We start from the raw sequence: 23,794 nt of genomic DNA, 5'->3' as shown, positions 1-23,794 counted from the left end.
TGCAATCCTATAAAGCGTGATTAGGTATCCAAGAACGCTTCTAAATATTTCGCCATTCGCGCGTGGTGCACACACAATGCTCGGCGAAGGTGGGGCTTGTCATAGACGTTCAATACATAGTCGAGCAGTTGCGTGAAGGTCTCAGCTTGTCTGGGAAAACGGATTGCTGGGTTAAGGCGGACTGAGATCAAATCGTCAGGCATGACTTGTATGGCAATCGCCTTGGGAGCTTCTTGCAGAGGACTGCCGAGCAGGGTGGGGATAGTGCCGTTGACCAGCGGGCTTTGGTTGTCGTAAAACTCGACTAGCTGCGACTCCAACTCCTTACGGGGGTATTCGCCTTCACATTCCCAGCCCCGTACGTAGGCGATTTCCCAGACATCGAGTTGCCGGTTAGCAATGACGTCTGAGCGTGCACTCGTTAGGTGGCGTTGGACACGCTTGCGGATACTCGTATCTTTGCTGGCGGTGGCTTGGCCGATGTAGATCGGGACGTTGTCCAGATCGCACAAGGCGTATACCCCGGCAGTATCAGGAAGGCCCCGCAAAGCGTCTTTACGATAAGTCTGCGGATTCATCCTTAAGTCCCCCATTGCTCGAATAACACGGCTGGGTTAATTTCCAACGCCTCCGCAAGTTTGCAGATGTTTTCGATGCTTATATTGCGTTCTCCGCGTTCAACACCGCCAACGTAGCTACGATCCAGTCCGACAACAGCTGCCAAGTGTTCTTGGCTCCAGCCCATCTGGTTTCGGATGTCCCTCAGCCGCTGGCCAAATTTGGCCTTGACGTCGACTTGTTTCATCTCCGCATTGTCACAGGTGAGGACTTGGCGTCCACGGACTTTGAGTACCACTCGATATACGCTAGAATGCACACATGGCAGCAGCCGATCAGAACACCAGCCACATGGGTAAGGACTTCGCAGAGTTCTTTGCGGGGATCGGCTTGGTCCAGATGGGCTTGCAATCGTCCGGCTGGCGGTGCGCCTATGCCAACGATATCGAGCCAAAAAAGTATCGGATGTATGCTGACCAATTCGGAGACTGCTCGGCATATCACGTTGGTGATATCTGGGAGACGGATGAGGTCTTGAACCGATATGACGGCGCACCGTTTTTAGCGACCGCATCGTTTCCTTGTGTCGATTTATCGCTGGCCGGCAATTGGAAGGGTTTTGAAGGTGAGCGCTCGTCGACGTATTTCGGCTTCCTAGAAGTTCTTCGTCAGCTAGCTGAGCGGCGGCCTAAGGTCGTTATGCTTGAGAATGTTGTTGGGTTCCTGACGGCTAACAAAGGTAGAGATTTTGAGAGGGCCGTGACCAGCCTTGCGGAGCTTGGGTACAACATCGACGTGATAGTGTTAGATGCCAAATGGTTCGTGCCGCAAAGCCGGCCGCGTCTATTCGTCTTCGGGTTCCACGCGTCCTGTAAGGTGCAACAGTTGGGCGTACAAATTAGCCAGTTGTCATTAAACGACCAATGGGGTGAATCTGAACCTGGCGAAACAATTCTGAGGCCACTCAAAGTTCGCGAAGCCATGAAGCGAATTGAACTGCCTACCAGCTGGATGGCGATTGACCTTCCAAGCCCAACTCAGGCAGAATACACTTTGTCGTCAGTTGTTGACCTCGATAACGACCAGGCCTGGTGGGATCAAGAAGCTACGAAGAAGCATTATGAGATGATGGAGCCGCCGTCCCGCTCCCGAGTCGACCGTCTTATCGAGCAGAACGCCACGCAAGCAGGTACCGCCTTTCGTCGTACTCGTCGTGGCAAGACTCGTACCGAGGTCCGCTTCGACCTTGCAGGCTGTTTGCGTACCCCGAAAGGTGGCAGCGCGAAACAGATCATCGTGGCTGTGATCGATGGGCAACTCAAGATGCGGTGGATGTCCTCAAGCGAGTATGCTCGATTACAGGGCGCAGGTGGCTTTGAGATCAACGTGCCGGAGATTCAGGCGCTATATGGCTTTGGAGATGCCGTCTGTGTGCCAGTAATTCAATGGATTGATCGTAATATTCTGACGCCAATCTATCTTGCTAATGTCAAAGCAACCGCAGATGCTGAACTTGTTGCTTAATATCAAGTGAAGCACATACTACGTTTTGTATAGTTATTATTTGTGCTGAGATAATGAGTAATCAAGAATCAAATCCGGGGTGTCTGGGGCGTTTGTTGCAACTGCTGGCCGGGGGCGGGGCGGCCGGGAAGGGGGCGGGTTCGGTGGACGGGCCGTGGCCGTATCGGCGGCGGAAATACCTGCTAAGCCGGGCGGAGTTTTCGTTTTTTCGGGTGTTGCAGGGCGTCGCCGTGGAGAACGATTGGGTCGTCTGCCCGAAGGTGAACCTCAACGACCTGCTCCTGCTCGAAAAGGGCACCGAGAACCGCATGGCGTGGCTGAACAAGATCAACCGCAAGCACGCCGATTTTGTGTTGTGTGACGCCCAGACGATGCAGCCGGTGATGGTGGTGGAGCTGGACGACAAGAGCCACCAATCCGCCTCGGCCCAGAAGCGGGACGCCGACAAAGACCGCGCCCTCGCCGCCGCCGACTTGCCGATCGTCCGCATCCCCGCCGCCAAAGGCTACGAACCCGCCACCCTCCGCGACCAACTCGCCGCCGCGTTCGCCTGACCGCACTGCCCTTGGACAGCCATGTGCGATTATTCGGCCCTTGGCACTCAGCCGTGGCGTTTGCGACGGTTGAGGGTGGCCAAGCCTGCAAGGCCCAGCAGCACCAGAGAGCTCGGCTCGGGGATGATGGTGAGTGGGGAGCCCTGGTCAATGCTGCCCAGCGAGAATTCGAGGTTGATGATCTCGGCGGTGCCTTCGGAGCCGGGAAACTCAACCGTCGCCCGCAGGCCCTGGAAGATGATCGCGCTCAAGCTGTCGTTGAGGAAGACCCCGTTGTAGTTCGATTCGTTGTTAAACGAGCTGCCTTCGCCGTTGGTAAAAGGCGGGGCGGGGCTGATCACGTCTCCGCTGCTGTCGAGGAGTTGGAGATCGTAGAGCAGGCCCGACTCGGTGAGGACCGAGGGCATGCCAAACGCATCGGTTCGGGTGGAGGAAAAACGCATGCCGACCGCGAAGGTGTTGGTGGCCCGAAGCGATTCGTCATCGGCGAAGATCAGGTCGAACGTGACCGTCTGGTCCACCGATGTCCCGTTGAGGGACGAAAGGTTGTCGATCGTTCGGCCGGTGAAGGTTTCTCCGGGCGTGCCGAGGTCGACCACCTGTGGGCCAATCTCAACGGGAGGGGTGCTCCCCTCGGCCGAAGTGACCGAGGTCAGCGTCAGCCCGGCGGCAGCTACGCAGGGCAGCAACATGCTGGCGAGTGATTTCTTATACATCTTCTTCTCTCAACTCCGGTACATCACAGGCTCTCCCATTGGGAGGGCCCCCGAAAATACCCCATAAACAAGGTGTTGACAAGGAAAAACGGGTCGGCAACGCGCGTCGGAACTTCGCCATGAACGAATATTCACCCAGAACCCTATATTTCGATCGCGGGCCGGGGACATCGAGACTTGGATGGGTTGAGGGGGGGAGCTGGATTGTGAGCCCGGTGTGAAGGCGGGGGATGATCTATGATGCGGGACGGGCTGTGACCGGTTTCTGCCAACGTTTGGTGGGCCGGCGGAGCGGGATGCTTCTGCCCTTCACCTCACACACGGATGATTCGCACATGACCACGCTAGACACCAAGCGGGGCGCTATCGCTGCCGCTGCGCCCGAGCCGGACGAGGAGACGGGGCAGTTTGCGGCGCCCGAGGGCGAGCCGCACGTGCACATGGGGTGGGTGGAGCGTTGGGTGAACCTGGCGTTTGTGATTGTTCCGGCGGTGTTGGTGGCGTTTGCGATCGCGTCGCTGTGGGGCGTGGGCGTGGGTTGGCTGCACGTGGTGCTGATGCTGGGGATGGGGTCGGCGACGATCCTGGGCGTGTCGGTGGGGTACCACCGGCTGTTCGCCCACCGGGCGTTCAAGACCACCGCGTCGGTGCGGGTGGCGCTGGCGATCATCGGGGCGATGGCGGCCGAGGGCACGGTGCGAAGGTTTGTCGCGAACCACCGCCGACACCACAGCCACAGCGATCGCGACGGCGACCCGCACTCGCCGCACACCCACGAAGAGCACGGCGTACGCGGCGCGGTCAAGGGTTTTTGGCACGCCCACATCGGCTGGTTCACCGACAAGTACCGCGAGCACCCCAGCGAAGAGAAGTACGCCCCGGAGTTCTGCGTGCCGTCGGGCGTGAAGATGGTGGACGAGAGCAACGGGCTGTGGGTCATGGTCGGGCTGATTATCCCGACGGTGATCTCGGGGCTGTGGTACCAGAGCTGGTTCGCCGCGGGGCTGGGGTTGTTGTGGGGCGGGGTGGTGCGGATCTTCCTAGTGCACCACATCACGTGGTCGGTGAACTCGGTGTGTCACCTGTGGGGCAGTCGGCCGTTCAAGAGCGGGGATCACGCGCGGAACAACTTCATCATGGGCTTCATCGGGATGGGCGAGGGTTGGCACAACAACCACCACGCGTTCCCGAACTCGTCGCGGTGCGGTTTGAAGTGGTGGCAGTTCGATGCGGGCTGGTGCGTGATCTGGACGCTGAAGAAGCTGGGCCTGGCGTGGGACGTGCGCGTGCCGCACGAGAAACGGCTCGCCGCGGCGGCGCAGTGAGGCGGAGAGCGGATGAAATCGGGGGTTACTTCTTGTTCTCGACAAGGGCCGGGCCCTCGCCGGCGGCCTTTGCCTGAACGACCGCCCGCACTTGCGGTTCCCGGAGTGAATGCGTTTACGTTCGGGGTGGCGTATAACCCGTACCAATGTCCCTGTTGAACACAAGACTCTGCGAACTACTCGGCACCGAGGATCTGCTTGAGGTGCAGGTGATCCAAGAGCTTTGGAGTGGCTGCGGGCAGGTGGCGCGAGTGCGGTGGATGGGTGGGTTGGGGCAGGCGGAGCGGGGCGAAGGTGAGCCGGGGTGTGCGGTGGTGAAGCATGTGAAGATGCCGTCGGAGATCGACCATCCGCGGGGGTGGAACACGGATCGGTCGGCGAAGCGGAAAGCGGAGTCGTACGCGGTGGAGACGCGTTGGTACGGCGAGTGGAGCGGGCGTTGCCCGGCGGCGTGCCGGGTGCCGCGGTGTTTGGGGTTTGCGGAGTGGGATGACGAGCGTTTGCTGTTCATGGAAGACGTGGACGCCAGCGGGTATCCGCGGCGGGTGACCGGGGTGGCGGGGGCGACGCTTGACGAATTGGATGCGTGCGTGCGGTGGCTGGCGGCGTTTCACGGGACGTTCATGGGGGAGCGGCCGAAGGGGCTGTGGGACAAGGGCACGTACTGGCAGCTGGGCACCCGGCCGGACGAGTGGGCGCGGATGGCGGACGGAGCGCTCAAGCGGTCGGCGGCGGCCATCGACCACGCGCTCGACGCCAGCCCGTTCCAGACGGTGGTCCACGGCGACGCGAAGCTGGCGAACTTCTGTTTTCCCGAAGCGGGGGCGGCCAACGACGGCGGGGTGGCGGCGGTGGATTTTCAGTATGTGGGCGGCGGCTGCGCGATGAAAGACCTGGCGTATCTGGTGGGCGGGTGCCTGGATGCCGAGGAATGTTTCCGGGAGGAGGACCGCGTGCTGGGGGTGTACTTCGAGGCGCTGGGCGCGGCGCTGCAGGAGCGCGAGGCAGCGGTCGACCGGGCGGCTCTCGAAGCGGATTGGCGCCGGCTGTACCCCTTTGCGTGGGCGGACTTTCAACGGTTCCTGGTGGGCTGGAGCCCGGGACATTGGAAGATCAGCCCGTACAGCGAGCACATGACCCGGCGTGCGCTGGAGATGTGCGGGGCATGAGTGTGTGGTGGGAGCTTGTGGGTTGAGCTTGCTCACGCGGCATCACTCGGGTGCGCTCTGGGGAGAAAGGGGGATATAAGGAATGGGCATCGAGCTGTTCTCTGCATCCCCTGAGGATTTGGCACTCACGCTGCAGGGCCCACGCCTGCCGCAGCACTTTGCCGCCAATTCACGATGACAGCCCCAGTGGAAATTAGGGGTAATCCCGCGCTTTCGAACGTCCCGACGTCTCGACTTGCCGATTTCTAATCCGAATGCCGCCTCAAAATCCTTGAAACACCCTAGGGATTGCATATGCTCATAAGGCCTGCACCATTTCTATTGGAGAGAAGAGACATGGCTCTGTTTCAGAAATACGCGTTCGCCTGCCGGATCGCTCTGGTCGCGGCGTTGGCTGTCGTCGGCTTTGCGGTGTCTGAACGACCCGCCGCCGCCAACGAGATCGAGGTGTTTTTCTCGGGCGAGATCGACTTCATCGCCAATGAAGACGACGCCTTCTTCGGCTTGGGCCCGGTCGACGGGTTTTTCTTCTACGACAGCAGCACGCCCTTCGATAACGTCAACTTCGTCTACCCCAACGCGATCTACGGCCTCAACGTTTTCGTCGACGATGGCACAGGCGGATTCCTCCAGGTCATCTTCGATGAAACCGGCGACATCTTCGTCGGCGAAGACGAGATCAGCTTTTTCTTCGGCCCGCCGCCGTTGCAGCTCGGCGAAAACTTCGACCTTACTCTCGCCCTCGGCACCGACCCGGGCCTCGAGCCGCTGAACTTCGGCAACGACCTGCAGACCGCCACCGAGTTGCTGCTCGATTCCACCGCGATCGGCGACGTCGTCACCCGCTTCGGGTTCGAGAACCTCTTTGGCACGATCGACAACGACTTCAGCCAGGGCAACGCGAACTTCATCGTCACCGACTTCCAGGCGTTCCTCGTGCCCGAGCCGGCCAGCCTCGCGTTGCTCGGCCTGGGCGGTTTGATCATCGCCCGCCGTCGCCGCGGCTGATCGCAACCCACCTCATCTTGCAGACTGACTTTTTCCGCCACTTCCGAGGGGGCGGAGAGGGTGAGTTTTTGGTGAGGAAGGGGGTTGGTGCGTCTTGCGGGAGGTGGGGGCGGAATGCGGTTCAGATTTTCATTGATTTATCGTCTCGATGTTTCTAGCATCGGTGACGCGTTGGCGAGGCGCTAACCCTCCTACTCGCCGCCGGTGACGGCCTGCTTATCGTTTCGAATAGTTTCATTCGCGAATCGAGGCAGCTATCACTACATCCCCATCTACCGATCTGTCCAGCCGTATCCGTATCGTCAGCGATGAGGTGCCCATGCCTCGTGCCGACCGCGGAGGGGCTTCGGGTATGCGTAACCTGGTTATTCTCGTCCGGGCCGACCCGATCATTTGTGGCCACTCGACCGAGGCCCGCAACCTCGCCGAGGCGGCGCACGCGGCGGGTTTCGACCGCATCCACATCGTCAGTTACCCGATCGAGACGCTCAAGACCTCCGGGCTGCCGCTCAAGCCGTTGGAGTCGGTGCAGTCGTATTCGCAGGGCATCACGGTCGACCGCCCCGAGCCGGTGGGTGACTACAAGGTGCTCGACGGCCGACTCGGCTACGCGATCTCCGGCCACCTGATGGACCTGCTCAACGAGTTTGAGGGTCCCACGATGGTGATGGACCTCTACATCGTGCCGCACGGCATGATGGTGATGAACGCCATCGAAGCGTTTGATTACTTCGGTTCGGACCAGCGCGTCGCCACGGTGGCCGAGGCGGTGGGATCGGACATCACCAACGTGGTGAACGCGGCGCTCAAGTCCAACGAGATCGGCGCGGCCCAACTCGTGCTCAGCAGCTTCCTGCGCCACGAGCTGCCGGTCGCGGTGTCGGACTACACACGCGACCTGATCTTTGAAGCGGGGCGGAAGGTGGATGAAATCGTCGGCACGCGCTACGAAGAAGCGCTGCGCGAGCGGGTCAAGATCAGCTACCCCGCGATCGACACGTCGCAGTACCTCCGCGTCGAGCAGCACCCCAAGCGCGTCGCCGAGGCGCTCAGCGAGCGCGGCCTGGAGAAGGACGGCTACATCATGTTCCTCAGCCGACTCGCCCGGGCCAAGGGCGTGGACGACCTGGTGCACGCCTACCGCGCGTCGGACGCCTACGGCGAGAAGAAGCTGGTCATCTGCGGCAACGGCCCCGAGAGCGAACGGCTCCACGCCCTGACCGACGCGGACCCGAACATCGTGATCCTGCACGACGTGGGCGACGAAGAGAAGGGCCTGCTCATGCACGGCTGCGCGATGTACTGCCTGCCCAGCAAGGCTCGCCCGGAGTTCACCGAGACGTTCGGCATCGCGATCGCCGAGAAGATGCTGGCCGGCGGCCTGGGCCCGGTCGTCACGACCCGCACGGGCGGCATCCCCGAGGCGACCGGCGACCAGTGCATCTACCACGAAGCCGGCAATGTGAAAGACCTGACCCGCGCGCTCGACGAAGCGTTCGGCATGACCACCGAGCAGCGGCACCAGCTCAGCGCCGATGCACGGCAGTACGCGATGCAGTTCGACCGGGCGGAGGTGTTCCGCAACCTGCTGCGTCAGCTGCCGGTGTCGGCCGAGAAAGCCGTGGCGGTCACGGCCTAAACGCCGGGGCGGTTAAGCTACTGCGGATGAGTAAGTCCAACATCCTTGAAGACGTCGATCCGTTCGTCGGCTCCGAGCCGATGGATGTGGTCGTGCCCCAGGGGCTCGCGTCGAAATGGTTCTTCCCCAAGCCGCTCATCGGCAACACGCACCCGGGCGCGACGCTGCCGTTCGGCATGGTCTCGGCCTGCGCGTACACCGGCGGCTACCCGACGGGCTACGGCCGATGGGGCAAGTGCTTGCAGGGCGTGCCCGCCACGCTCGACGACGCCAAGCGCGGCCGTGGCTTCACGCACTTCCACCCCTCGGGCGTGGGCGCGATCCGCAAGTACTACAACTACGCACGGGTTGTCCCGCTGACCGACGCGATGGGCGGGCTCGACGCGATCGACAAGCCGCACAAGCTCGAGAACGAAGTCGCCCGGCCGGGCTACTACGCCTGTGAACTCAACGGGACGGGCATCACGGCCGAGCTCTCCGTGACGTCGCGCGGCGCGGTGCACCGCTACACCTTCGCCCAGGACTGCGAGGCGATGATCGCCATCGATTTCTCTCACGGCGGCATCGCGATCGAAGACGGCCAAACCATCCCGCTCCGCGGCAACTGCACCACCGACGGCATCAACACCGCCCAGTCCGACGTGGTGCTCGAAGGCGTGTCGCTCTGCACCGCCGCGACGCTGCGCAACTACGAAGACGAACCCGTCGCGCAGCTGTGGGAAGACGGCCAGATCCTCGAGGACCAGGAAGACCTGTCCTACCACTACATCCGCCCGTCGACGTTCAAGCCGTTCGGCGTGTTGTTCACGATGCCGGTGAAGGCGGGGCATCAACTCGAGCTGCGCCTCGGATTCAGCCTGCGCACGATCCGCAAGGCACGGAAGAACCAGCCAACGCGGCGGTTTGAGGTCACGGCGCAGCGCGCCGCGGACCGCTGGGCGGACAAGCTCGGCGCAATCGAAGTCGAGGGCGGTACCGAGGCGCAACGCAAGGTGTTCCGCACATCGCAGTATCGGTGTCTGGTCAAGCCCTGCGAGGCGCGGGACGAATCGCCGTTTTGGCCGTGGGACGGGCCGTTCTATTTCGACATGTCGACGATGTGGGATATGTACAAGACGCAGCTGCCTTTGGCGCTGAGTCTCTACCCCGACTTCGGCCGCGACTTTGTCAATGCGCTACTCAACATCGTTGAGATCGAAGGCAACTTCCCGATCGGCTACCGCATGGCGCGCGGGTTCGACCGTTTCGCCCACCAGGCCAGTGCGCTGTCACACGTCACGATCGCGGACGCGCTGACCCGCGGCATCGACGGCATCGACTGGGAACGCGCCGCGACCGTCATGGCCGGCGACATCTCGCGCGGCGGCACGGGCGAAGCGTTCGTTCACCAGGGCATCGTCCACCCGATCACGCACACGCTCGACCTCGCCTACGGCTGCTACTGCACGGCCCGCATCGCGCAGCACATCGGCGACGATCGGCTATACGCCCAGATGGCCGAGAAGGCCGCGTACTGGAAAAACGCCTACAACCCCGAGACCGGGCTGCTGCAACACTCCACGTTCTATGAGGGCGGCAAGTGGAACTACTCGTTCCGCCTGCTCCACGACATCCCCGGCCGTATCGCGTTGTCCGGCGGGGCCGAGCCGTTGATCACGCAGCTCGATCAGTTCTTCGGCTTCGAGGGCGAGCCCGCGCCACGCGTCGGCCTCACGCCGTCTGTCGAGGAGTTGGAGGCGGGCTACCGCATGCACCGGTTCGAGGGCCTGTGCAACGAGCCGGACATGGAGGTGCCGTACATTTATGCCTTCCTCGGCCGACACGACCGTGTCTGCGACATCGTTCGCGAAGGCCTCAAGCTCTTCACCCCCACGCCCGGCGGTATGGTCGGCAACGACGACTCGGGCGGCATGACCTCGTGGTACGTCTGCTCGGCGAAGGGCCTGTTCCCCGTGGCGGGGCAAGACCTGTTCATCATCGGCTCGCCCGTCTTCGAACGCTCCGTCACGCACCTGCCCGGCGGCGACTTCATCATCGAAGCGCCCGGCACCAGCGACACCTGCCGATACGTCAGCGGCGCAACCCTGAACGACCAGCCGCTCGATCAACCGTTCCTGCGCTGGGCGGAGTTGCTCGGCGGCACGCTGCGGTTGACGATGTCCGAACAACCCGGGGCGTGGGGCACCGCCGTTACGGCCGCGGGTCACTGATCGTTTGCGACCTTGCCGGTGACTTCCAGAACGGCGGTACTCACCCGGCCGCCGTCGTCGGGGAAGGTCAGCGTGATCTCGTTGTCTTGAGCGATCGTGTCCGCAGGAACCGGGATGGCGATCGCGCCGAAGAAGCCCTGCTTGCGGTGGGCTTGGTCGCCGCCGATCCAGTCGTCGGGGAAGGGGATGTCGCGTCCGTTGACGACGAGCTTGGGTTGTTTGCTGAGGTCGTGTTCTCGCGCCAGTCCGAGGCGAAGCGTGGCGGCGGTCAGGCCGTCGGTTTCAACGCCGGTGATGCGGATGGCCACGGGCTGGTCGGCGCCGATCGGCTGGAGGAAGTCGTGGCTGTAGTGGGTGCGTGTCTTCACGGTGGTCGACGGCGCCACGGCTTCGGCATGGGTCACGTGGAAGATCACGGTTTCGTGCGCTTCCAGGGTTAACGACGTCGGAAGCGCATCGGCCTTCTTCCTGGTGTAGATCACGGCCTGCTGCTTGGGCACATACAGCCGCTTAACGGTGATCGCTGCGGCGGCGGGCAGCGTGCCCGGCACGTCGAGGATGACTTCACGCGGCCCGTCTTCAAAGTTGTTCAGGCAGATGAATGTCTCGGCCCCGTCGACGAAGGTATACGCCACGACATCGGGGTCGGTCGATTGCGTCACCGCCCGGTGCCCACGCACATCACGCCACAGCCGATAGAACTCCATCTTCTCGGTTTCGAGGAAGCGGGTCGGCTTCCCATCGACGAAGCTCTCGGGGTCGGGCCGCCAGAGGTCGGCCGAGTAGGGCTGGCGTTCGTTACGCGGCTGGTTGTAGTACCACGGGCTCTTAGTGGTGAGAAACGGGACGGCGATCAACACGCGGTCTTCCCGGGCGAGCAGTTGGAAGAGGAAGTGGTTGTACGAGTTGAGCTCGGCGGACGAACGGGCGGGGGTGTAGGTCGTGCCGTGGGGCCAGCCGTGGGAGACGTCGCCGTATTCGCTGAAGGCGAAGGGCTTGGGCTCGCCCCACTGGATCGCGCCGTAGGTCTCGACCAGGTCAAGCAACGCCTCGGCCCGGCTGCCGCTGCGGCGGTTGTCGGGCTGCTGCATGTGTGTTGCGTCGAGCAGCAGGAAACACATCGCGTCGATGTGCGGCCCGGCGACGTCCATGAACATCTGCATGCGGTCCTGCCAGTGCTTGAAGTCCCAGTAGTGCATCATCGGCCAGGCCGACGTGTAGCCCAGGACCTGCGTGGACAAACCACGCCGATCGATCTCCTTGCCGACTTCCGCGAAGACGGCGGCCATGCGGGCGCGGACCTCGGCCTGATCTTCGCCGTACTTGCCCGCGGCGACAAAGGGAATCGCAAGCGGCGAGTAGAAGTCCGGCCGGGTGTCGTCTTCGTAGTGAAACTCGATGACGTCCGCGGCGAAGCGGGCCATCTCCTTGGGGTCGGCCTCCATGTGGAACCCGTCGTCCACGCTGTTGGTCATGATGCGCCGCGTCGTGCGGTAGGGGTAAAGCGGATGATCACACGCGGCGGCGATCACCTCCTCAGCTTTTGCCTTGATCGTTTCGGTGTCGGGGTAGGGCGGCCCGGACTTGTGGGCGCTAAACGGCCCATCAAACGCCCGGCCGAAACCAACGTTGAGCTGCTTGAGTTGTTCGAGGTCATCGGGCGTGAGCGCGGCCCCGGCGTAGCCGCTGTGCACGTTGAAGAACTTGCTGCGATCAAGCTCAGACGTGTCGCCGAGGATGTGGCGTTGCTGCAGATCGGCCGTGACCACGGCGGGCTCGTCGGCCCCGCTATTCAGGCTCGCGGCGGCGAGTACGCTCAAGGTGATATATTTCAGCATGGGGTTGGACTTCAAAGAAACACCTCTCGGACAGAAATGTGAGTGGGGCAAAAGGCAGTGGAACCCACATCATTGTGACGTGTTTTGGGGTTACCTGCAGCTACGAAGGTTGTCGCTAGCGTTCGCGCCGCAGCACGAGTACGACACCCAAATCGTCGCCGTCGAGGCGGGTGCGTTCGTGGATATCGTGGTGGAAGGTGTACGTGGCCAGGTGTTTGAAGCGGGGGGCTTTGCGGAGGAGCGAGCGGAGTTGGCCGGGGCTGTAGGTGCGGAAGGTCCAGTTGGATTCGTAGCGCTTGGGTTCGTCGGCCGGGCGTTTGAGATCGCGCGCAACGATGCGGCTGCGCATCGCTTCGGTGCGCTTTCGATAATCGGGCGGGTCGGAGCGGATGGTACAGACGACATCGAGGTGGTCGCGTTGGGCCCGCCAACGTTCGAGGACGCGTTCGGTCTGGCCGGGTTCGGTGGTGTGGAGGCCGAGCACGAACACACCGCCGACGCGGAGGTGGTCGCAGACGCAGTTGAGGCACGCCGCAGCGTCGTCACCGTTCTGCAGGTACTTGAACGAGCTGACGAGGATGTGGGCGAGGTCGAACGGGCCCGCGTGCTGGAAGTCGAAGTCCTGCATCGGCGCTTCGAGCAGTTCGCCGGTGACGCAATCTTGCTTGAAGCGTTTGCGGGCGAAGTCGAGCATGCCCGCTGAGAGGTCCACCCCCGCGACGTGGTGCCCGCGCCCCGCGAGCTCGGCCATCAGTCGGCCGCTGCCGCACGCGGGTTCGAGGACCGATAGTGAACCAGGTGCGCCGTCTTTCGGGTCAGCACGAGGGGTCGCGTGGAGCTCGTGACACTGCTCGAGGAAGCGGGCTTCTTTCTCAGTATCAACATCGAAGATGATGTCGTAATAGATCGGGGTTTCGTACCAATCGAAGGGCTCGTACTTGGGCATGGGCGTAGTTTAAGTAATGGCGGAGCTGCCTTGACTCCCTCTCCCCCCGGGAGAGGGCTGGGGTGAGGGCGGCTTGAACTGTCGGGGGCTATGAGGATGTGTTGATCGAAAGGGCCCCGAGTTCCCTCACCCTAACCCTCTCCCGGGGGGAGAGGGGACTAAGGCAAGAGCCCACGCGCGCTGTTCGAAGGGGCATCTCTAATCTCGAGGGGCGAGCAGGTCGCCGGGCAGGCCGTGGGCGGTGAGGAAGTCGGACATGACGATCTGCTTGCCGGTGGCCATGGAGTGTTCGAGGGCGGCCATGACCGCGACGGTCCCGATGCCTTCGATCAGGCCCGGCTGCGGTGTTTTGCCCTCGGCCAGGTGATCCGCGAAGAAGTCGATGTAGTTCTGGTATTCGCCGGCGTGGTGCGAGTGGCCGCCGAAGCGGAAGTAGTGAGATCGTTTGTCTTCGTAGGTCTCGACGTGGTGCGGCTTGCCGGCGGCCGAGCGGGCGTAGCGCAGCTCGGGGTAGTCGGCGTGACTCGCGCCTTGCGCCCCGCGCAGTGTGCAGCGGATCTCTGACGTGAAGTCGCTCGGCTCCACCGGCGTGTTGTAGCAACCACTCGTGTGGGCCACGCGCCCGTCCGCAGCACGGAACAGCGCATGGATCGTGTCGGGGTGGACCAGGCCCACGTCTGCGCCGTTGGGGCTCATGTCGCCGTACGCCACGACCGTGTCGATGTCCGGCAGGTACCAGCGGACGAGGTCGACGGGGTGGCTGCCGCCGCCGAACAACGGCTTGTACCGCGACGGATCGGTCATGGGTTTGTCGATGAACCAGCGGTGGTCGGCGTGGTAGTGCGTCTCGAGCGTGACCAGCTCACCCAGCACCCCCGCGTCGAACTCGGCCCGCTGCCGCATAAACCCCTCGAAGAACCGCGTGCTCTGCCCCACGAAGACGTGGCGGTCTGCGCTGGCGGCGAGCTCGAGTAACCGGGGCGCGTCTTTGAGGTCGTCGATCAGCGGCTTGGTGCAGATGACGTGCTTGCCCGCCGCGAGGGCCTGCTCGATGTGGTCGGCGTGGAAACGGTCGGGCGTGTAGATCGCCACGACGTCGACCGCTGCGTCGGCGAGCATATCCTCGTAGGACAGCGTATAGCGATCGAAATCAAATTCTACGCAACGCTCTTTGCAGAGCTCCTCGTCGAGGTCGCAGAGCACGCGGAGTTGCCAGCGGTCGCTGCTGAGTGCAGCACTGATCACGCTCCGCCCCTCGCCGAGGCCGAGCACGCCGAGGCCCAGGGGTTGGCTGGCGGTGGGTTTGGACATGGAAGGCCTCTCGATCTGTTGTGCCAAGCCCCGGCGACACGCCGCTGCTTCAGCCAAAATGATAGTGCGAAGGACGTGATGCTTCGGGGCAATTCCGCCAATGGCGGATTGGGTATGAAGCGCCGCTCGGTCGGCTAAAATCCGTTATGAAATACGCACGCCCCGGTTGCTGGATTTTGCCGCTGGTCTTGACGTTGTTCCTGGTGGTGCCAAGCAGTGGGGCGCTCGAGTTCCCCGAGCCGGGCGAGGCGATCTCGGATGAGAACCGGGCGATCCTTGACCCGTGGACCGGGCGCTGGGAAGGGCGGTTCAAGGTGTATCGGCCCGACGGATCGCTGCTGACCACGTTGGACGTAAAGCAGCACTACCGGTGGGACGGTGCGATCCAGCGGGCGACGTTCCACGAAACGGATCAGGACGGCAACGTGACCACCGCCGAGGCCGCGAACTATCAGGACGCGCAGGGCCGGCTGGTGTGCACCGTGGTGAAGTCCAACGGCGAACGTTCGCTGCACTTCGGCACGTGGAGTGATGGGTACTTGTTCTGGCACGCCGATCGGCCGGGGACTTTGGAAAGCTTTAAGGAACGTGTCGCTGTGGCGACGGGCGATGGCGGGGCCGAGCTGAGGACCTACGAGATCAACGGCTACGGCATCTACGGCAAGTCGTCGTTCCTGTTTGCCGGGGCGTATCGTGAGGTCTTGGCAACGGATTGAAGCGACGTTGGGGTGCGCACGGTCTTGCGCCCACGACGCACAAAAATATTGATTCAGTCCATTCAATCATCTGTAAGTGATTGCACGGTTTACGCACGGTGGGGCAAGACGCACGACGTCTCCGTGCGCACTGGGGGCGCGCCGCGTCCCTTGTTGGAGGAGAGTATGAATCGGCACCCGACGGCGGCGGGGCGGTGGCAGGCAAGGACTGTCTCGCCGGGCGCGTCGGGAGGGCCGGGCTCGCGTCTTGAAGCGCGGGGGTTTCGGCGTTCGTCGGTGAGCCACCTTGCCGGCAACAGACACGATGGACTACCGCGTAATCGCGTAGCCACCCCCAACACGCGGGTCGAGGACGACGGTTGATGGTGAGTTGGTGGGCGCGCGGGCCGATGCGTGCGTCCACCGAGGGCCGAGCGTTCGCTCTTTGGCAATTAGGGGTTGGGTGTTGGGGGCTTAGGGGCTTGGGCTGCGCATGGAGCGGGGCTTGTAGGTCAGGCATGCCTGCCTGACGCAAAGTTTCGATGAGCCGTGTCAGGCAAGCATGCCTGACCTACGGGATCAGTTCTTCGGGGATGTTGAGTTGGTGGTCGTGGGCACCGCCGGCGAAGTTGCTGAGGCTGTAGCTGTTGGGCTTCCTCCAATCGCACTCGATCCGGCCGTCACCCAGGACGATGGTCCCGAGCTTCTCGCGGAACCAGTCGGCCAGCCCGCGGTAGGCGTGGTCCTCGGCCACGTTGTTGCGCTCCAGCGGATCGACACGCAGGTCGTACAACGCCAGGTCGGCCTTGGGCCGGTCGCAGGTGAGCGCCCAGGTGACGTCGTGGTTGAGGTCGGGCGCGCGGCCCTGGTCCCACATGTCGCGGGTGCGCATGGAAAACGCGAAGTCGTCGGTACGCAGGAACGCGCGGTGGCCGCAGACGACGTTGAGCTCGCCCAGGACGTAGTCGCGTTTCGGGGCGTTGCCATCGAGCGTGCGGTGCAGGTCGTAGCCGTCGAGGTGGTCGTACTCCGGTGTGTCCACATCGATGCCCGCACCGGTCAGCAGCGTCGGCGCGAAGTCGACAAACTCCACCATGTCGTGACAGACCTGCCCGGCCGGGTAGGTGTCGGGGTCGGACGACACAACGATGGCGGCGTTGTGCAGCGACTGCCGCCACGGCCCGAACTTCGCCATGATGCCCTGTTCGCCGAGGTGCCAGCCGTTGTCGCCGACGGTGAAGACGATGAGGTACTCCCGGCCTTGTTTCTCGCAGTAGGTCTTGAATTCCTCCACCGCCCGGCCGATCAGCGCATCGCCATAAGCACAGAACGCGTAGTAGTCGCGGACGGCCTGGAGTTTTTCTTCGTCTTTCAGCCCGTCGGTCTTACACTCGTTGTACAGCGTGACGAGCTGCGGGGGGAAACGCGAGAGTTCATCCGTCGAAAACTCCGGCAGGTCATACGGCAAGTCTTTAAACAGGTTGCGGTACTCCTGTGGCGGCAGCACCGGCGTGTGCGGCCAGTGGAAACTCAGGTGACTAAACAACGGCTTGTCGGGGTCGACGCCTTGAGCTGTTTTACCCGCCAGGGTTTCGTAGTTTTTCCCCGCATTTTGCAGGTGATTGCAGAACTCGGTGACGACGTGGCCATCCACGGTTTGCCCGGCGGGTTGCGGGTTCACGCCACCGAGGATGAGCCCCTTGTTGAGCCGGGTGTAGGCACGCAGGATGTCGAACTCCCGTTCGACCTTCTCTTTGATCTCCAATTCGTCTTCGGGGATCGGCTCGTCGCGTCGCTGGGTGTGGTAGGTGTGGGCTTCGCCGCCGGGGTATTGGACGGTTTCTTTCGTGAAGACGGGGCTGATGATGCCGTCGATGAAATCGTATTGGCCGGCGCTGTAGAAGATGTCGCCGAAGCCGTGTTGTTCAAGGTCGGCCTGGAACTCGACGGTGTGGTCGAAGAAGTCGTCGCGCTGGTTCTGGTCGGGGTCGAGGTGTTTGCGGATGCCCCAGCCGGTCTTGCCGAAGACGGAGGTGCTGTAGCGCGCAGCACCTGCGACACGGTGGGGCGCACGAAGTCGGGCTGCTGATGCGTGCCGGTGAAGCGGTAGTGCCCGGTTCGGAACGGGTATCGGCCGGTGTGCATCGAGCCTCGGGACGGCGTGCACATCGGTGAGTTGCAGAACGCCCGGGTGAACAATACGCCCTCGGCGGCGAGCCGATCGGTGTGGGGCGACATGACGTGGCCCAGCGTGCTTTCGTCGGTGCCGAGGGTGGCCCGGTTGTAGCGGGCCAACGAGTCGGGGCGCTGGTCGTCGGTGAGGATCCAGAGGATGTTGGGCGGCGGGTTTGAGGTGGCGTGGTCGGGCATGGCGGCGCCGCTGTGTGGGTTACGAGGCGAAGGCGGGTGAAGCTGATTTTACCGCGGGTTACAATCGACCATCTGGGCGGTGGTTTCAAGCCGCAGTCGTCGAATTAGATTCTGGCTTCGCTGGATCACTCAGTTTTGACACGAAAGTTTTTGATGCCCACCAAAGCGTTTCCGTACACCGTCACCCCCGAAACTTTTGATCGGCCGCTCAGCGCGGCGATGCAGCGTCAAGCGGACAAGCGGCCTTATTCGCGGCCGCAGGAAAACCCGCTGTTTACGAACTTCAAGTACACGCCGCTCGAAGGTTTCGATTACCGCGATGGTGACGGCACGGTGTCGCGGCGCGATGCGTCGAAGGTGATCCGGGAGAACGGCAAGTACTACGTGTGGTACACACGGCGGGAGACGAGTGCCGCGCCGGTCGGGATGGGTAGAGCTAAGGAAGCGACGGGTGTGATCCCGTCGGCGGACTGGGACTTGGCGGAAGTCTGGTACGCGACGAGCGAGGACGGCTTCGTTTGGGAAGAGCAGGGCGTGGCGATCGAGCGGCCGCCTCAGCCGACGGTGGGTTGGCGGTCGGTATGTACGCCCGACATCCTGAAGTGGGAAGGCAGATTTTACCTTTATTACCAAGCGTTTTTGGAGCCCAGCGGGTTGCGGGGGGACTACTGCCCGGTGTGCGTGTCCTCGGCGGATTCGCCGGACGGCCCCTGGACGCGCAGCGACGGCGTGGTGTTGCCGAACGGCGCTGAGGGCGAGTGGGATCAGTTCGCGATTCATGATCCGTATCCGCTGGTGCACGATGGGCAGATCTATATCTATTACAAGTCGGTGTTCAATCGGCCCGGTCACATGTGGCTGGGGCAGGGTTTGGCGATCAGCCGCGATCCGTTGGGGCCGTTTGAGAAACACCCATTGAACCCGGTGATGAACTCGGGGCACGAGACGGCGCTGTTTCCGTATAAGGAAGGTGTCGCGGCGCTGGTGATCCGCGATGGGCCCGAGCACTACACGGTGCAGTACGCCAAGGACTGGGTGAACTTCGAGATCGAATCGATCGTCGAGTTGATGCCCACGGCGGCGGGGTTGTATGTGCCCGATGCGTTTACCGATTCGGGGGACGGACAGGGCGTGCGTTGGGGGTTGTCGCACTTTGTGAACGCAGGCACGCCGACGACGCAGCACAGCATGCTGACGCGGTTCGATTGTGATCTGCACCGTGAGCCGGGCGACCCGGCGTTCAAGTCGACGACGTATCTGCACAAGCCCGAGACGTATTGGGCGCAGGGGTTGAGCGAAGAGCAGCGGGCGGCGCGGGCGGAGGCGGCGCGGAACGCGTGAGGCGCGGTACCAGATGCTTCGCCCACGGGCTCAGCGTCGGCGTGGGGTTTGGGGCGTTGATGGCGGGGGAATCGCGGGGGCTTTCGCGTTGGGGGTTACGTCGATAAAATAGTTAAATCCACTATTCCAGGAACTCTGCTATGAATCTTCGCGTCTGCTGCGGTCTGCTGATTGTTTGTTTGCTGTTTTGTGTTGCCGGGGTGTCGGTGTCCGAGCCGACGGAGAAGAAGAAGCGTATCCCAAAGCCGCCGGTGAAGGCTCCCGCGGGTTACAAGTGGGTGCTCAACGAGCAGTACAGCGACGAGTTCGATGGCGACGAGCTTGATCGCACCAAGTGGAACAACATCTTCCCCGGCTGGAAGGGTCGGCCGCCCGGTTTGTTTGTCGCGGAGAACGTGAGTGTCGAGAAGGGTTTTCTCACGATCAAGAGCACCCCGCTCGACCCGCCCCAGGAAGACGGCAAGTGGACCATCGCGTGCGGCGCGATCCAGTCGGTCGAGCAGGGCGCGTTCTACGGCTACTACGAGACGCGCGTGAAGGCCTCGAGTGTCGCGACGTCGACCACGTTCTGGCTGAAGCGGCGGCCGCACAAGGACGACGAGATCGTCAAGTCGACCGAGCTCGACATCATGGAAGCGGTCGGCAACGCCCAGCGGTTCCCGGCGTTTGCGACGCAGATGAAGTCCAACACGCACGTGGTGTACCGCGACATCCCCGACGCCGAGGGCAATCCCACCAACCTGAAGCAGGGCGGCAATACCAATCTGCCCAAGGGCAAGCGGGTGAACACCGCGTTCCACCGCTACGGCTGCTGGTGGGTGGACGCGACGACGATGCACTTCTACCTCAACGGCAAGAAGGTGCACACGATCGAGTTCCCGACCGACATCGAGCCCACGCCGTTCGACAAGCCGATGTTTTTGAACGCCGTGTGCGAGACGTATTCCTGGGAACACCCGCCGATTATGGAAAACCTGAAAAACGATCGGCTCAACACGACGCGGTACGACTACATCCGCGCTTGGACGCTGGAGAAGATCGACGCGGGGGAATAAGAATTCCGAGAGCGTCTGCGTTTGTTCACCCTACATCAGGGCATGTGTGTGGCGGGGCTTGTCATGCGCCGTGTTGTCGCGCACACTCAGACGATGGACCTTGCAGAACGATTTGAGTCGGCGGTGGCGCGTTGCCCGGTGGTGGGGATTTTTCGTTGGCCCGAGCCGGTGGATGTCGTGCCGGTGGTGCGGGCGCTCGGCGCGGGGGGCTTGGGGTTGGTCGAGGTGACGATGAACACGCCGGGGGTGTGCGAGTCGATCCGGGCGGTGCGTAAAGCGCGGACGGATGAAGACACGGGGCTGATCGGCGCGGGGACGGTGTTGGATGTGGAGTCGGCCGAGCGTGCGGTGGAGGCGGGGGCGGAGTTTTTGGTAACGCCGACGACGGAGCTGCCGGTGGTTCAATGGGCGGTGGAGCGGGGGGTGCCGGTATTGCCGGGCGCGTTCACGCCGAGCGAGGCGTTGGCGGCGTGGCGGGCGGGGGCGACGGCGGTGAAGGTCTTCCCGGCCGAGGACCTGGGGCCGCGGTACATCGGCAACGTGTTGGCCCCCTTGGACATGCTCCGCCTGGTCCCGACGGGGCACCTGACGCTGGATGACTTGCCCGACTATTTCCGGGCGGGGGCGACCGCGGTGGGCGTGGGGGGGACGATGATCGATCCCGACTTGGTCCGCCGGGGTGATTGGGAGGGCTTAACCGAGCGGGCCAAGGTCTGGTGCGAGGCGGCTAATCTCGCCCGCGGCCACCAGTAGCCCGAACTTCTCCGCGGAATCAATCGGGGCCCACGGGGCAGATTTCCCAGCTCATTCGGGCTTATTACGGGTGAATACCAGAATTTACTGGCGTAAAAACTGATAATTGTTAATATTTTGACCCAACTCGTCATCCCGCTTCTCTTCCGCGGGCCTCGATGACTCAGCCGAAGAATCCACCCACCCGAGCCCCCCATGTCCACCGAAGCCTTCCCGTATACCGTCACCCCCGACACCAAGAACCGCGAGCTCAGTGCCGCGATGAAGCGCAGCTTCTACCACTACCCCAACGAGCGCCCCGAAGACAACCCGCTGTTCACCAACTTCAAGTACACCCCGCTCAAGGGCTTCGACTACAGCGACGGCGACGGCACCACCACCCGCCGTGACCCGTCGAAGATCCTGTTCGAGAACGGCAAGTACTACGTCTGGTACACCAAGCGCGACACCGAAACGCCTTGCTTGGGGATGAAGGGCGCGAAGGACGCGACCGACACCGTGGCCTCGGCCGACTGGGACCTGGCCGAAGTCTGGTACGCGACCAGTGACGACGGCTTCACCTGGGAAGAGCAGGGCGTCGCCGTGCCGCGCCCGCCCAAGCCGCAGGTCGGCTTCCGCTCGGTGTGCACGCCCGACATCCTCAAGTGGAAGGGGCGGTTCTACCTCTACTACCAGGCCTTCACCGAGCCGAGCGGTCTGCGGGGCGACTACTGCCCGATCGCGGTGTCGCACTCCGACTCGCCCGATGGGCCGTGGACCCCGGAAGAAGGCGTGATCATCCCCACCGGCAAGGAAGGCGAGTGGGACCAGTTTGCGGTTCACGGCCCGTGCATGCTCGTCCACAACGACAAGATCTACTGCTACTACAAGTCCGCGTTCAACCGCCCCGACCGGTTGTGGGTCGCGATGGGGCTGGCGATCTCGGACGATCCGCTGAAGCCGTTCGAGAAGCACCCGCTGAACCCGGTGATGAACTCCGGCCACGAGGTCGCGATGTTCCCGTTCAAGGAAGGCGTCGCGGCGCTGCTCATCCAGGACGGCAACGAGCACTACACCATGCAGTACGCCGAGGACTGGGTGAACTTCGACATCGCGTCGATCGTCGAGCTCGCGCCCACCGCCGCGAAGTTCTTCGACCCCGACGCGTTCGAAGACAGCGGCGACGGCCCAGGCGTGACCTGGGGCTTGTGTCACTTCGTCAACGCGGGCGGCCCGGGCACGGAACACTCGATCCTGGCGCGGTTCGACTGCGACCTGCGTCGCGACAAATTCGACCCGCTGTTCAAGACGACCAAGTACCTGCACAAGCCCGAGTTCTACTTCTCGCATCCGCTGCCGGAAGAGAAGCAAAAGGAACGTGCTGCGGCGAAGCCGCAGTGATTCGAACGCTTGTGAATTTCTATCCCACCGGAAGGGCAGGCTTGATCCCCCTCCCTTGAGGGAGGGGTTAGGGGAGGGTGTGAAGCCTTGCCCGAAACCGCGTTGCAACCGCACGCCTCGGCACCCTCCCCCGGCCCCTCCCCCAAGGGAGGGGAGAAGATCAATCAAGTCGTCTTGTTTTTGAGGTAGCCGCTGATGTCTGAAGACGCGTTTCCGTACACCGTGACGCCCGAGGTTTGGGACCGACCGCTCAGCGCCGCGATGCAGCGTCAGGCCGACACCCGGCCGTTCTCACGCCCGGAAGAGAACCCGCTGTTCACCAACTTCAAGTACACGCCCCTGGTCGGCTTCGACTACAGCGACGGCGATGGCACCGTCTCGCGCCGCGACCCCTCGAAGATCATCTACGAGAACGGGCAGTACTACGTCTGGTACACCAAACGCGACACCGAGACGCCTTGCCTGGGCATGGAAGGCGCCAAGGACGCGACCGACACCGTCGCCTCGGCCGACTGGGACCTCGGCGAAGTGTGGTACGCCACGAGCAAAGACGGCTTTGTCTGGGAAGAGCAGGGCGTCGCGGTGCCGCGTCCGCCCAAGCCGCAAGTGGGTTGGCGCGCGGTGTGCACGCCCGACATCCTGAAGTGGGAAGGGCGGTTCTACCTGTACTACCAGGCGTTCACCGAGCCCAGCGGTTTGCGGGGTGACTACTGCCCGATCGCGGTGTCGCACTCGGATTCGCCCGATGGGCCGTGGACGCCCGTCGATGCGGAGGTGATCCCGACGGGCAAGGAAGGCGAGTGGGACCAGTACGCGGTGCACGGCCCGTGCATGCTCGTGCGCGACGGCAAGATCTACTGCTACTACAAGTCCGCGTTCAATCGCCCGGGCTGCGTGTGGATCACGATGGGCCTGGCGATCTCCGACGACCCGCTGAAGCCGTTCGAGAAGCACCCGCTTAACCCCGTGCTCAACTCGGGGCACGAGGTGACGCTGTTCCCGTGGAAGTCGGGCATCGCGGCGATGGTGCTGCGTGACGGGCCCGAGCACTACACGATCCAGTACGCGGAAGACGGGGTGAACTTCGAGATCGCCTCGATCGTTGAGTTCGGCCCGAACGCCGCGAAGTTCTACACCCCCGACGCCTTCACCGACACCGGCGACGGGCAGGGCGTGACCTGGGGCTTTGGCCACTTCATCAACGCGGGCACGCCGGACAAGCAGTACTCGGTGCTGACGCGGTTCGACTGCGACCTCCGCCGTGAACCCGGCGACCCGGCGTTTAAATCCACGCGCGTCTTCCACAAGCCCGAGTTCTACTACGCCCAGCCGTTGACGCCTGAGCAGCGCAAGCAGCGCGAGCGGGATGCCGTAGGCGGGTAGAATAATCGCGTCTTAAGTA

At 63.0% G+C, this 23,794-nt stretch carries 20 protein-coding genes and 1 pseudogene; 13 read left to right on the top strand and 8 right to left on the bottom strand.

Annotation, left to right across the window (positions count from 1 at the left end; all coding sequences use genetic code 11):
* Window positions 1–20: 20 nt before the first annotated feature.
* Together HNQ40_RS05940 and HNQ40_RS05935 are read right to left on the bottom strand one after the other, a co-directional pair.
* A complete protein-coding gene (locus HNQ40_RS05940) occupies window positions 21–578 on the bottom strand; it encodes a GIY-YIG nuclease family protein (protein ID WP_184676962.1) in 558 nt (185 codons plus the stop codon).
* A gap of 2 nt (window positions 579–580) precedes the next feature.
* The gene (locus HNQ40_RS05935; RefSeq protein ID WP_184676961.1) at window positions 581–805 is read right to left on the bottom strand and encodes a helix-turn-helix domain-containing protein; all 225 of its coding nucleotides are present in this window, start codon (window positions 803–805) and stop codon (window positions 581–583) included.
* Window positions 806–879: 74 nt separating this feature from the next.
* Here HNQ40_RS05935 and HNQ40_RS05930 point away from each other — a divergent pair, with 74 nt between their 5' ends.
* Complete coding sequence (locus tag HNQ40_RS05930; protein WP_184676960.1) at window positions 880–2,082, top strand: DNA cytosine methyltransferase; 1,203 nt, start codon at window positions 880–882, stop codon at window positions 2,080–2,082.
* 53 nt (window positions 2,083–2,135) lie between these two features.
* Window positions 2,136–2,636, top strand: a complete 501-nt coding sequence (locus HNQ40_RS05925; protein ID WP_184676959.1) for a DUF2726 domain-containing protein — start codon at window positions 2,136–2,138, stop codon at window positions 2,634–2,636.
* 47 nt (window positions 2,637–2,683) lie between these two features.
* On the opposite strand, the gene HNQ40_RS05920 is transcribed toward HNQ40_RS05925, so the two are convergent.
* Complete coding sequence (locus tag HNQ40_RS05920) at window positions 2,684–3,352, bottom strand: PEP-CTERM sorting domain-containing protein (protein WP_184676958.1); 669 nt, start codon at window positions 3,350–3,352, stop codon at window positions 2,684–2,686.
* Between the two features lie 335 nt (window positions 3,353–3,687).
* On the opposite strand from HNQ40_RS05920, the gene HNQ40_RS05915 reads away from it, so the two are divergent.
* The 5 genes from HNQ40_RS05915 to HNQ40_RS05895 all read left to right on the top strand — a co-directional run bounded on the left by HNQ40_RS05915 (window position 3,688) and on the right by HNQ40_RS05895 (window position 10,703).
* Entirely contained in the window at window positions 3,688–4,677 is a 990-nt protein-coding gene (locus HNQ40_RS05915; RefSeq protein ID WP_184676957.1) for an acyl-CoA desaturase, read from the top strand.
* A 146-nt stretch (window positions 4,678–4,823) separates the two neighbouring features.
* Window positions 4,824–5,846, top strand: a complete 1,023-nt coding sequence (locus tag HNQ40_RS05910) for a phosphotransferase family protein (protein ID WP_184676956.1) — start codon at window positions 4,824–4,826, stop codon at window positions 5,844–5,846.
* A 336-nt stretch (window positions 5,847–6,182) separates the two neighbouring features.
* The gene (locus HNQ40_RS05905; protein ID WP_184676955.1) at window positions 6,183–6,854 is read left to right on the top strand and encodes a PEP-CTERM sorting domain-containing protein; all 672 of its coding nucleotides are present in this window, start codon (window positions 6,183–6,185) and stop codon (window positions 6,852–6,854) included.
* 352 nt (window positions 6,855–7,206) lie between these two features.
* Window positions 7,207–8,493, top strand: a complete 1,287-nt coding sequence (locus tag HNQ40_RS05900) for a glycosyltransferase family 4 protein (protein ID WP_184676954.1) — start codon at window positions 7,207–7,209, stop codon at window positions 8,491–8,493.
* A 26-nt stretch (window positions 8,494–8,519) separates the two neighbouring features.
* On the top strand, window positions 8,520–10,703 hold the full coding sequence (locus tag HNQ40_RS05895) for a GH92 family glycosyl hydrolase (protein ID WP_184676953.1): 2,184 nt from the start codon (window positions 8,520–8,522) through the stop codon (window positions 10,701–10,703).
* Here the strand turns inward: HNQ40_RS05895 and HNQ40_RS05890 are convergent.
* The 3 genes from HNQ40_RS05890 to HNQ40_RS05880 all read right to left on the bottom strand — a co-directional run bounded on the left by HNQ40_RS05890 (window position 10,697) and on the right by HNQ40_RS05880 (window position 14,798).
* Window positions 10,697–12,541, bottom strand: coding sequence for a hypothetical protein (locus HNQ40_RS05890; protein WP_184676952.1), 1,845 nt, complete (start codon window positions 12,539–12,541; stop codon window positions 10,697–10,699). The two genes, HNQ40_RS05895 and HNQ40_RS05890, sit on opposite strands and share 7 nt — an antisense overlap.
* A 115-nt stretch (window positions 12,542–12,656) precedes the next feature.
* Window positions 12,657–13,487 (bottom strand): class I SAM-dependent methyltransferase, encoded by an 831-nt coding sequence (locus HNQ40_RS05885; protein WP_184676951.1) that lies wholly within the window; start codon window positions 13,485–13,487, stop codon window positions 12,657–12,659.
* A 198-nt stretch (window positions 13,488–13,685) separates the two neighbouring features.
* A complete protein-coding gene (locus tag HNQ40_RS05880) occupies window positions 13,686–14,798 on the bottom strand; it encodes a Gfo/Idh/MocA family protein (protein WP_184676950.1) in 1,113 nt (370 codons plus the stop codon).
* 146 nt (window positions 14,799–14,944) lie between these two features.
* Here HNQ40_RS05880 and HNQ40_RS05875 point away from each other — a divergent pair, with 146 nt between their 5' ends.
* A complete protein-coding gene (locus tag HNQ40_RS05875) occupies window positions 14,945–15,514 on the top strand; it encodes a hypothetical protein (RefSeq protein ID WP_184676949.1) in 570 nt (189 codons plus the stop codon).
* Between the two features lie 550 nt (window positions 15,515–16,064).
* Here HNQ40_RS05875 and HNQ40_RS05870 read toward each other — a convergent pair.
* Together HNQ40_RS05870 and HNQ40_RS18770 are read right to left on the bottom strand one after the other, a co-directional pair.
* A complete protein-coding gene (locus tag HNQ40_RS05870; RefSeq protein WP_246402783.1) occupies window positions 16,065–17,660 on the bottom strand; it encodes a sulfatase-like hydrolase/transferase in 1,596 nt (531 codons plus the stop codon).
* Window positions 17,597–17,863 (bottom strand): annotated as a pseudogene (locus tag HNQ40_RS18770) (sulfatase-like hydrolase/transferase); the annotation flags it as partial. The pseudogene HNQ40_RS18770 and the gene HNQ40_RS05870, both read right to left, overlap by 64 nt.
* 153 nt (window positions 17,864–18,016) lie before the next feature.
* Between HNQ40_RS18770 and HNQ40_RS05865 the strand changes: the two are divergent.
* From HNQ40_RS05865 to HNQ40_RS05845, 5 genes are all read left to right on the top strand, one after another.
* Complete coding sequence (locus tag HNQ40_RS05865; protein WP_184676948.1) at window positions 18,017–19,204, top strand: glycoside hydrolase family 117 protein; 1,188 nt, start codon at window positions 18,017–18,019, stop codon at window positions 19,202–19,204.
* A 140-nt stretch (window positions 19,205–19,344) separates the two neighbouring features.
* Window positions 19,345–20,259 (top strand): family 16 glycosylhydrolase, encoded by a 915-nt coding sequence (locus HNQ40_RS05860; RefSeq protein ID WP_184676947.1) that lies wholly within the window; start codon window positions 19,345–19,347, stop codon window positions 20,257–20,259.
* 93 nt (window positions 20,260–20,352) lie between these two features.
* A complete protein-coding gene (locus HNQ40_RS05855) occupies window positions 20,353–21,012 on the top strand; it encodes a bifunctional 4-hydroxy-2-oxoglutarate aldolase/2-dehydro-3-deoxy-phosphogluconate aldolase (RefSeq protein WP_184676946.1) in 660 nt (219 codons plus the stop codon).
* 195 nt (window positions 21,013–21,207) lie between these two features.
* Window positions 21,208–22,392, top strand: coding sequence for a glycoside hydrolase family 117 protein (locus HNQ40_RS05850; RefSeq protein ID WP_184676945.1), 1,185 nt, complete (start codon window positions 21,208–21,210; stop codon window positions 22,390–22,392).
* 195 nt (window positions 22,393–22,587) lie between these two features.
* Window positions 22,588–23,775 carry a glycoside hydrolase family 117 protein gene (locus tag HNQ40_RS05845; protein ID WP_184676944.1) on the top strand — a complete coding sequence of 396 codons (1,188 nt, stop codon included), beginning with the start codon at window positions 22,588–22,590 and terminating at the stop codon, window positions 23,773–23,775.
* Window positions 23,776–23,794 lie beyond the last annotated feature (19 nt).

The sequence above is a fragment of the Algisphaera agarilytica genome (genome assembly GCF_014207595.1).
In the GTDB taxonomy this organism is placed as follows: Bacteria; Planctomycetota; Phycisphaerae; order Phycisphaerales; family Phycisphaeraceae; genus Algisphaera; species Algisphaera agarilytica.
Note: the sequence above shows the minus strand (reverse complement) of the source record. Positions and strands in the feature narration are given on the sequence as shown.

Coding starts and splice junctions, on each gene's coding strand:
- HNQ40_RS05860 (WP_184676947.1), top strand. CDS start 19,345: ATGAATCTTCGCGTCTGCTGCGGTCTGCTGATTGTTTGTTTGCTGTTT.
- HNQ40_RS05895 (WP_184676953.1), top strand. CDS start 8,520: ATGAGTAAGTCCAACATCCTTGAAGACGTCGATCCGTTCGTCGGCTCC.
- HNQ40_RS05900 (WP_184676954.1), top strand. CDS start 7,207: ATGCGTAACCTGGTTATTCTCGTCCGGGCCGACCCGATCATTTGTGGC.
- HNQ40_RS05865 (WP_184676948.1), top strand. CDS start 18,017: ATGCCCACCAAAGCGTTTCCGTACACCGTCACCCCCGAAACTTTTGAT.
- HNQ40_RS05915 (WP_184676957.1), top strand. CDS start 3,688: ATGACCACGCTAGACACCAAGCGGGGCGCTATCGCTGCCGCTGCGCCC.
- HNQ40_RS05935 (WP_184676961.1), bottom strand. CDS start 805: ATGAAACAAGTCGACGTCAAGGCCAAATTTGGCCAGCGGCTGAGGGAC.
- HNQ40_RS05890 (WP_184676952.1), bottom strand. CDS start 12,541: ATGCTGAAATATATCACCTTGAGCGTACTCGCCGCCGCGAGCCTGAAT.
- HNQ40_RS05855 (WP_184676946.1), top strand. CDS start 20,353: ATGGACCTTGCAGAACGATTTGAGTCGGCGGTGGCGCGTTGCCCGGTG.
- HNQ40_RS05925 (WP_184676959.1), top strand. CDS start 2,136: ATGAGTAATCAAGAATCAAATCCGGGGTGTCTGGGGCGTTTGTTGCAA.
- HNQ40_RS05845 (WP_184676944.1), top strand. CDS start 22,588: ATGTCTGAAGACGCGTTTCCGTACACCGTGACGCCCGAGGTTTGGGAC.
- HNQ40_RS05930 (WP_184676960.1), top strand. CDS start 880: ATGGCAGCAGCCGATCAGAACACCAGCCACATGGGTAAGGACTTCGCA.
- HNQ40_RS05905 (WP_184676955.1), top strand. CDS start 6,183: ATGGCTCTGTTTCAGAAATACGCGTTCGCCTGCCGGATCGCTCTGGTC.
- HNQ40_RS05880 (WP_184676950.1), bottom strand. CDS start 14,798: ATGTCCAAACCCACCGCCAGCCAACCCCTGGGCCTCGGCGTGCTCGGC.
- HNQ40_RS05920 (WP_184676958.1), bottom strand. CDS start 3,352: ATGTATAAGAAATCACTCGCCAGCATGTTGCTGCCCTGCGTAGCTGCC.
- HNQ40_RS05875 (WP_184676949.1), top strand. CDS start 14,945: ATGAAATACGCACGCCCCGGTTGCTGGATTTTGCCGCTGGTCTTGACG.
- HNQ40_RS05885 (WP_184676951.1), bottom strand. CDS start 13,487: ATGCCCAAGTACGAGCCCTTCGATTGGTACGAAACCCCGATCTATTAC.
- HNQ40_RS05940 (WP_184676962.1), bottom strand. CDS start 578: ATGAATCCGCAGACTTATCGTAAAGACGCTTTGCGGGGCCTTCCTGAT.
- HNQ40_RS05850 (WP_184676945.1), top strand. CDS start 21,208: ATGTCCACCGAAGCCTTCCCGTATACCGTCACCCCCGACACCAAGAAC.
- HNQ40_RS05910 (WP_184676956.1), top strand. CDS start 4,824: ATGTCCCTGTTGAACACAAGACTCTGCGAACTACTCGGCACCGAGGAT.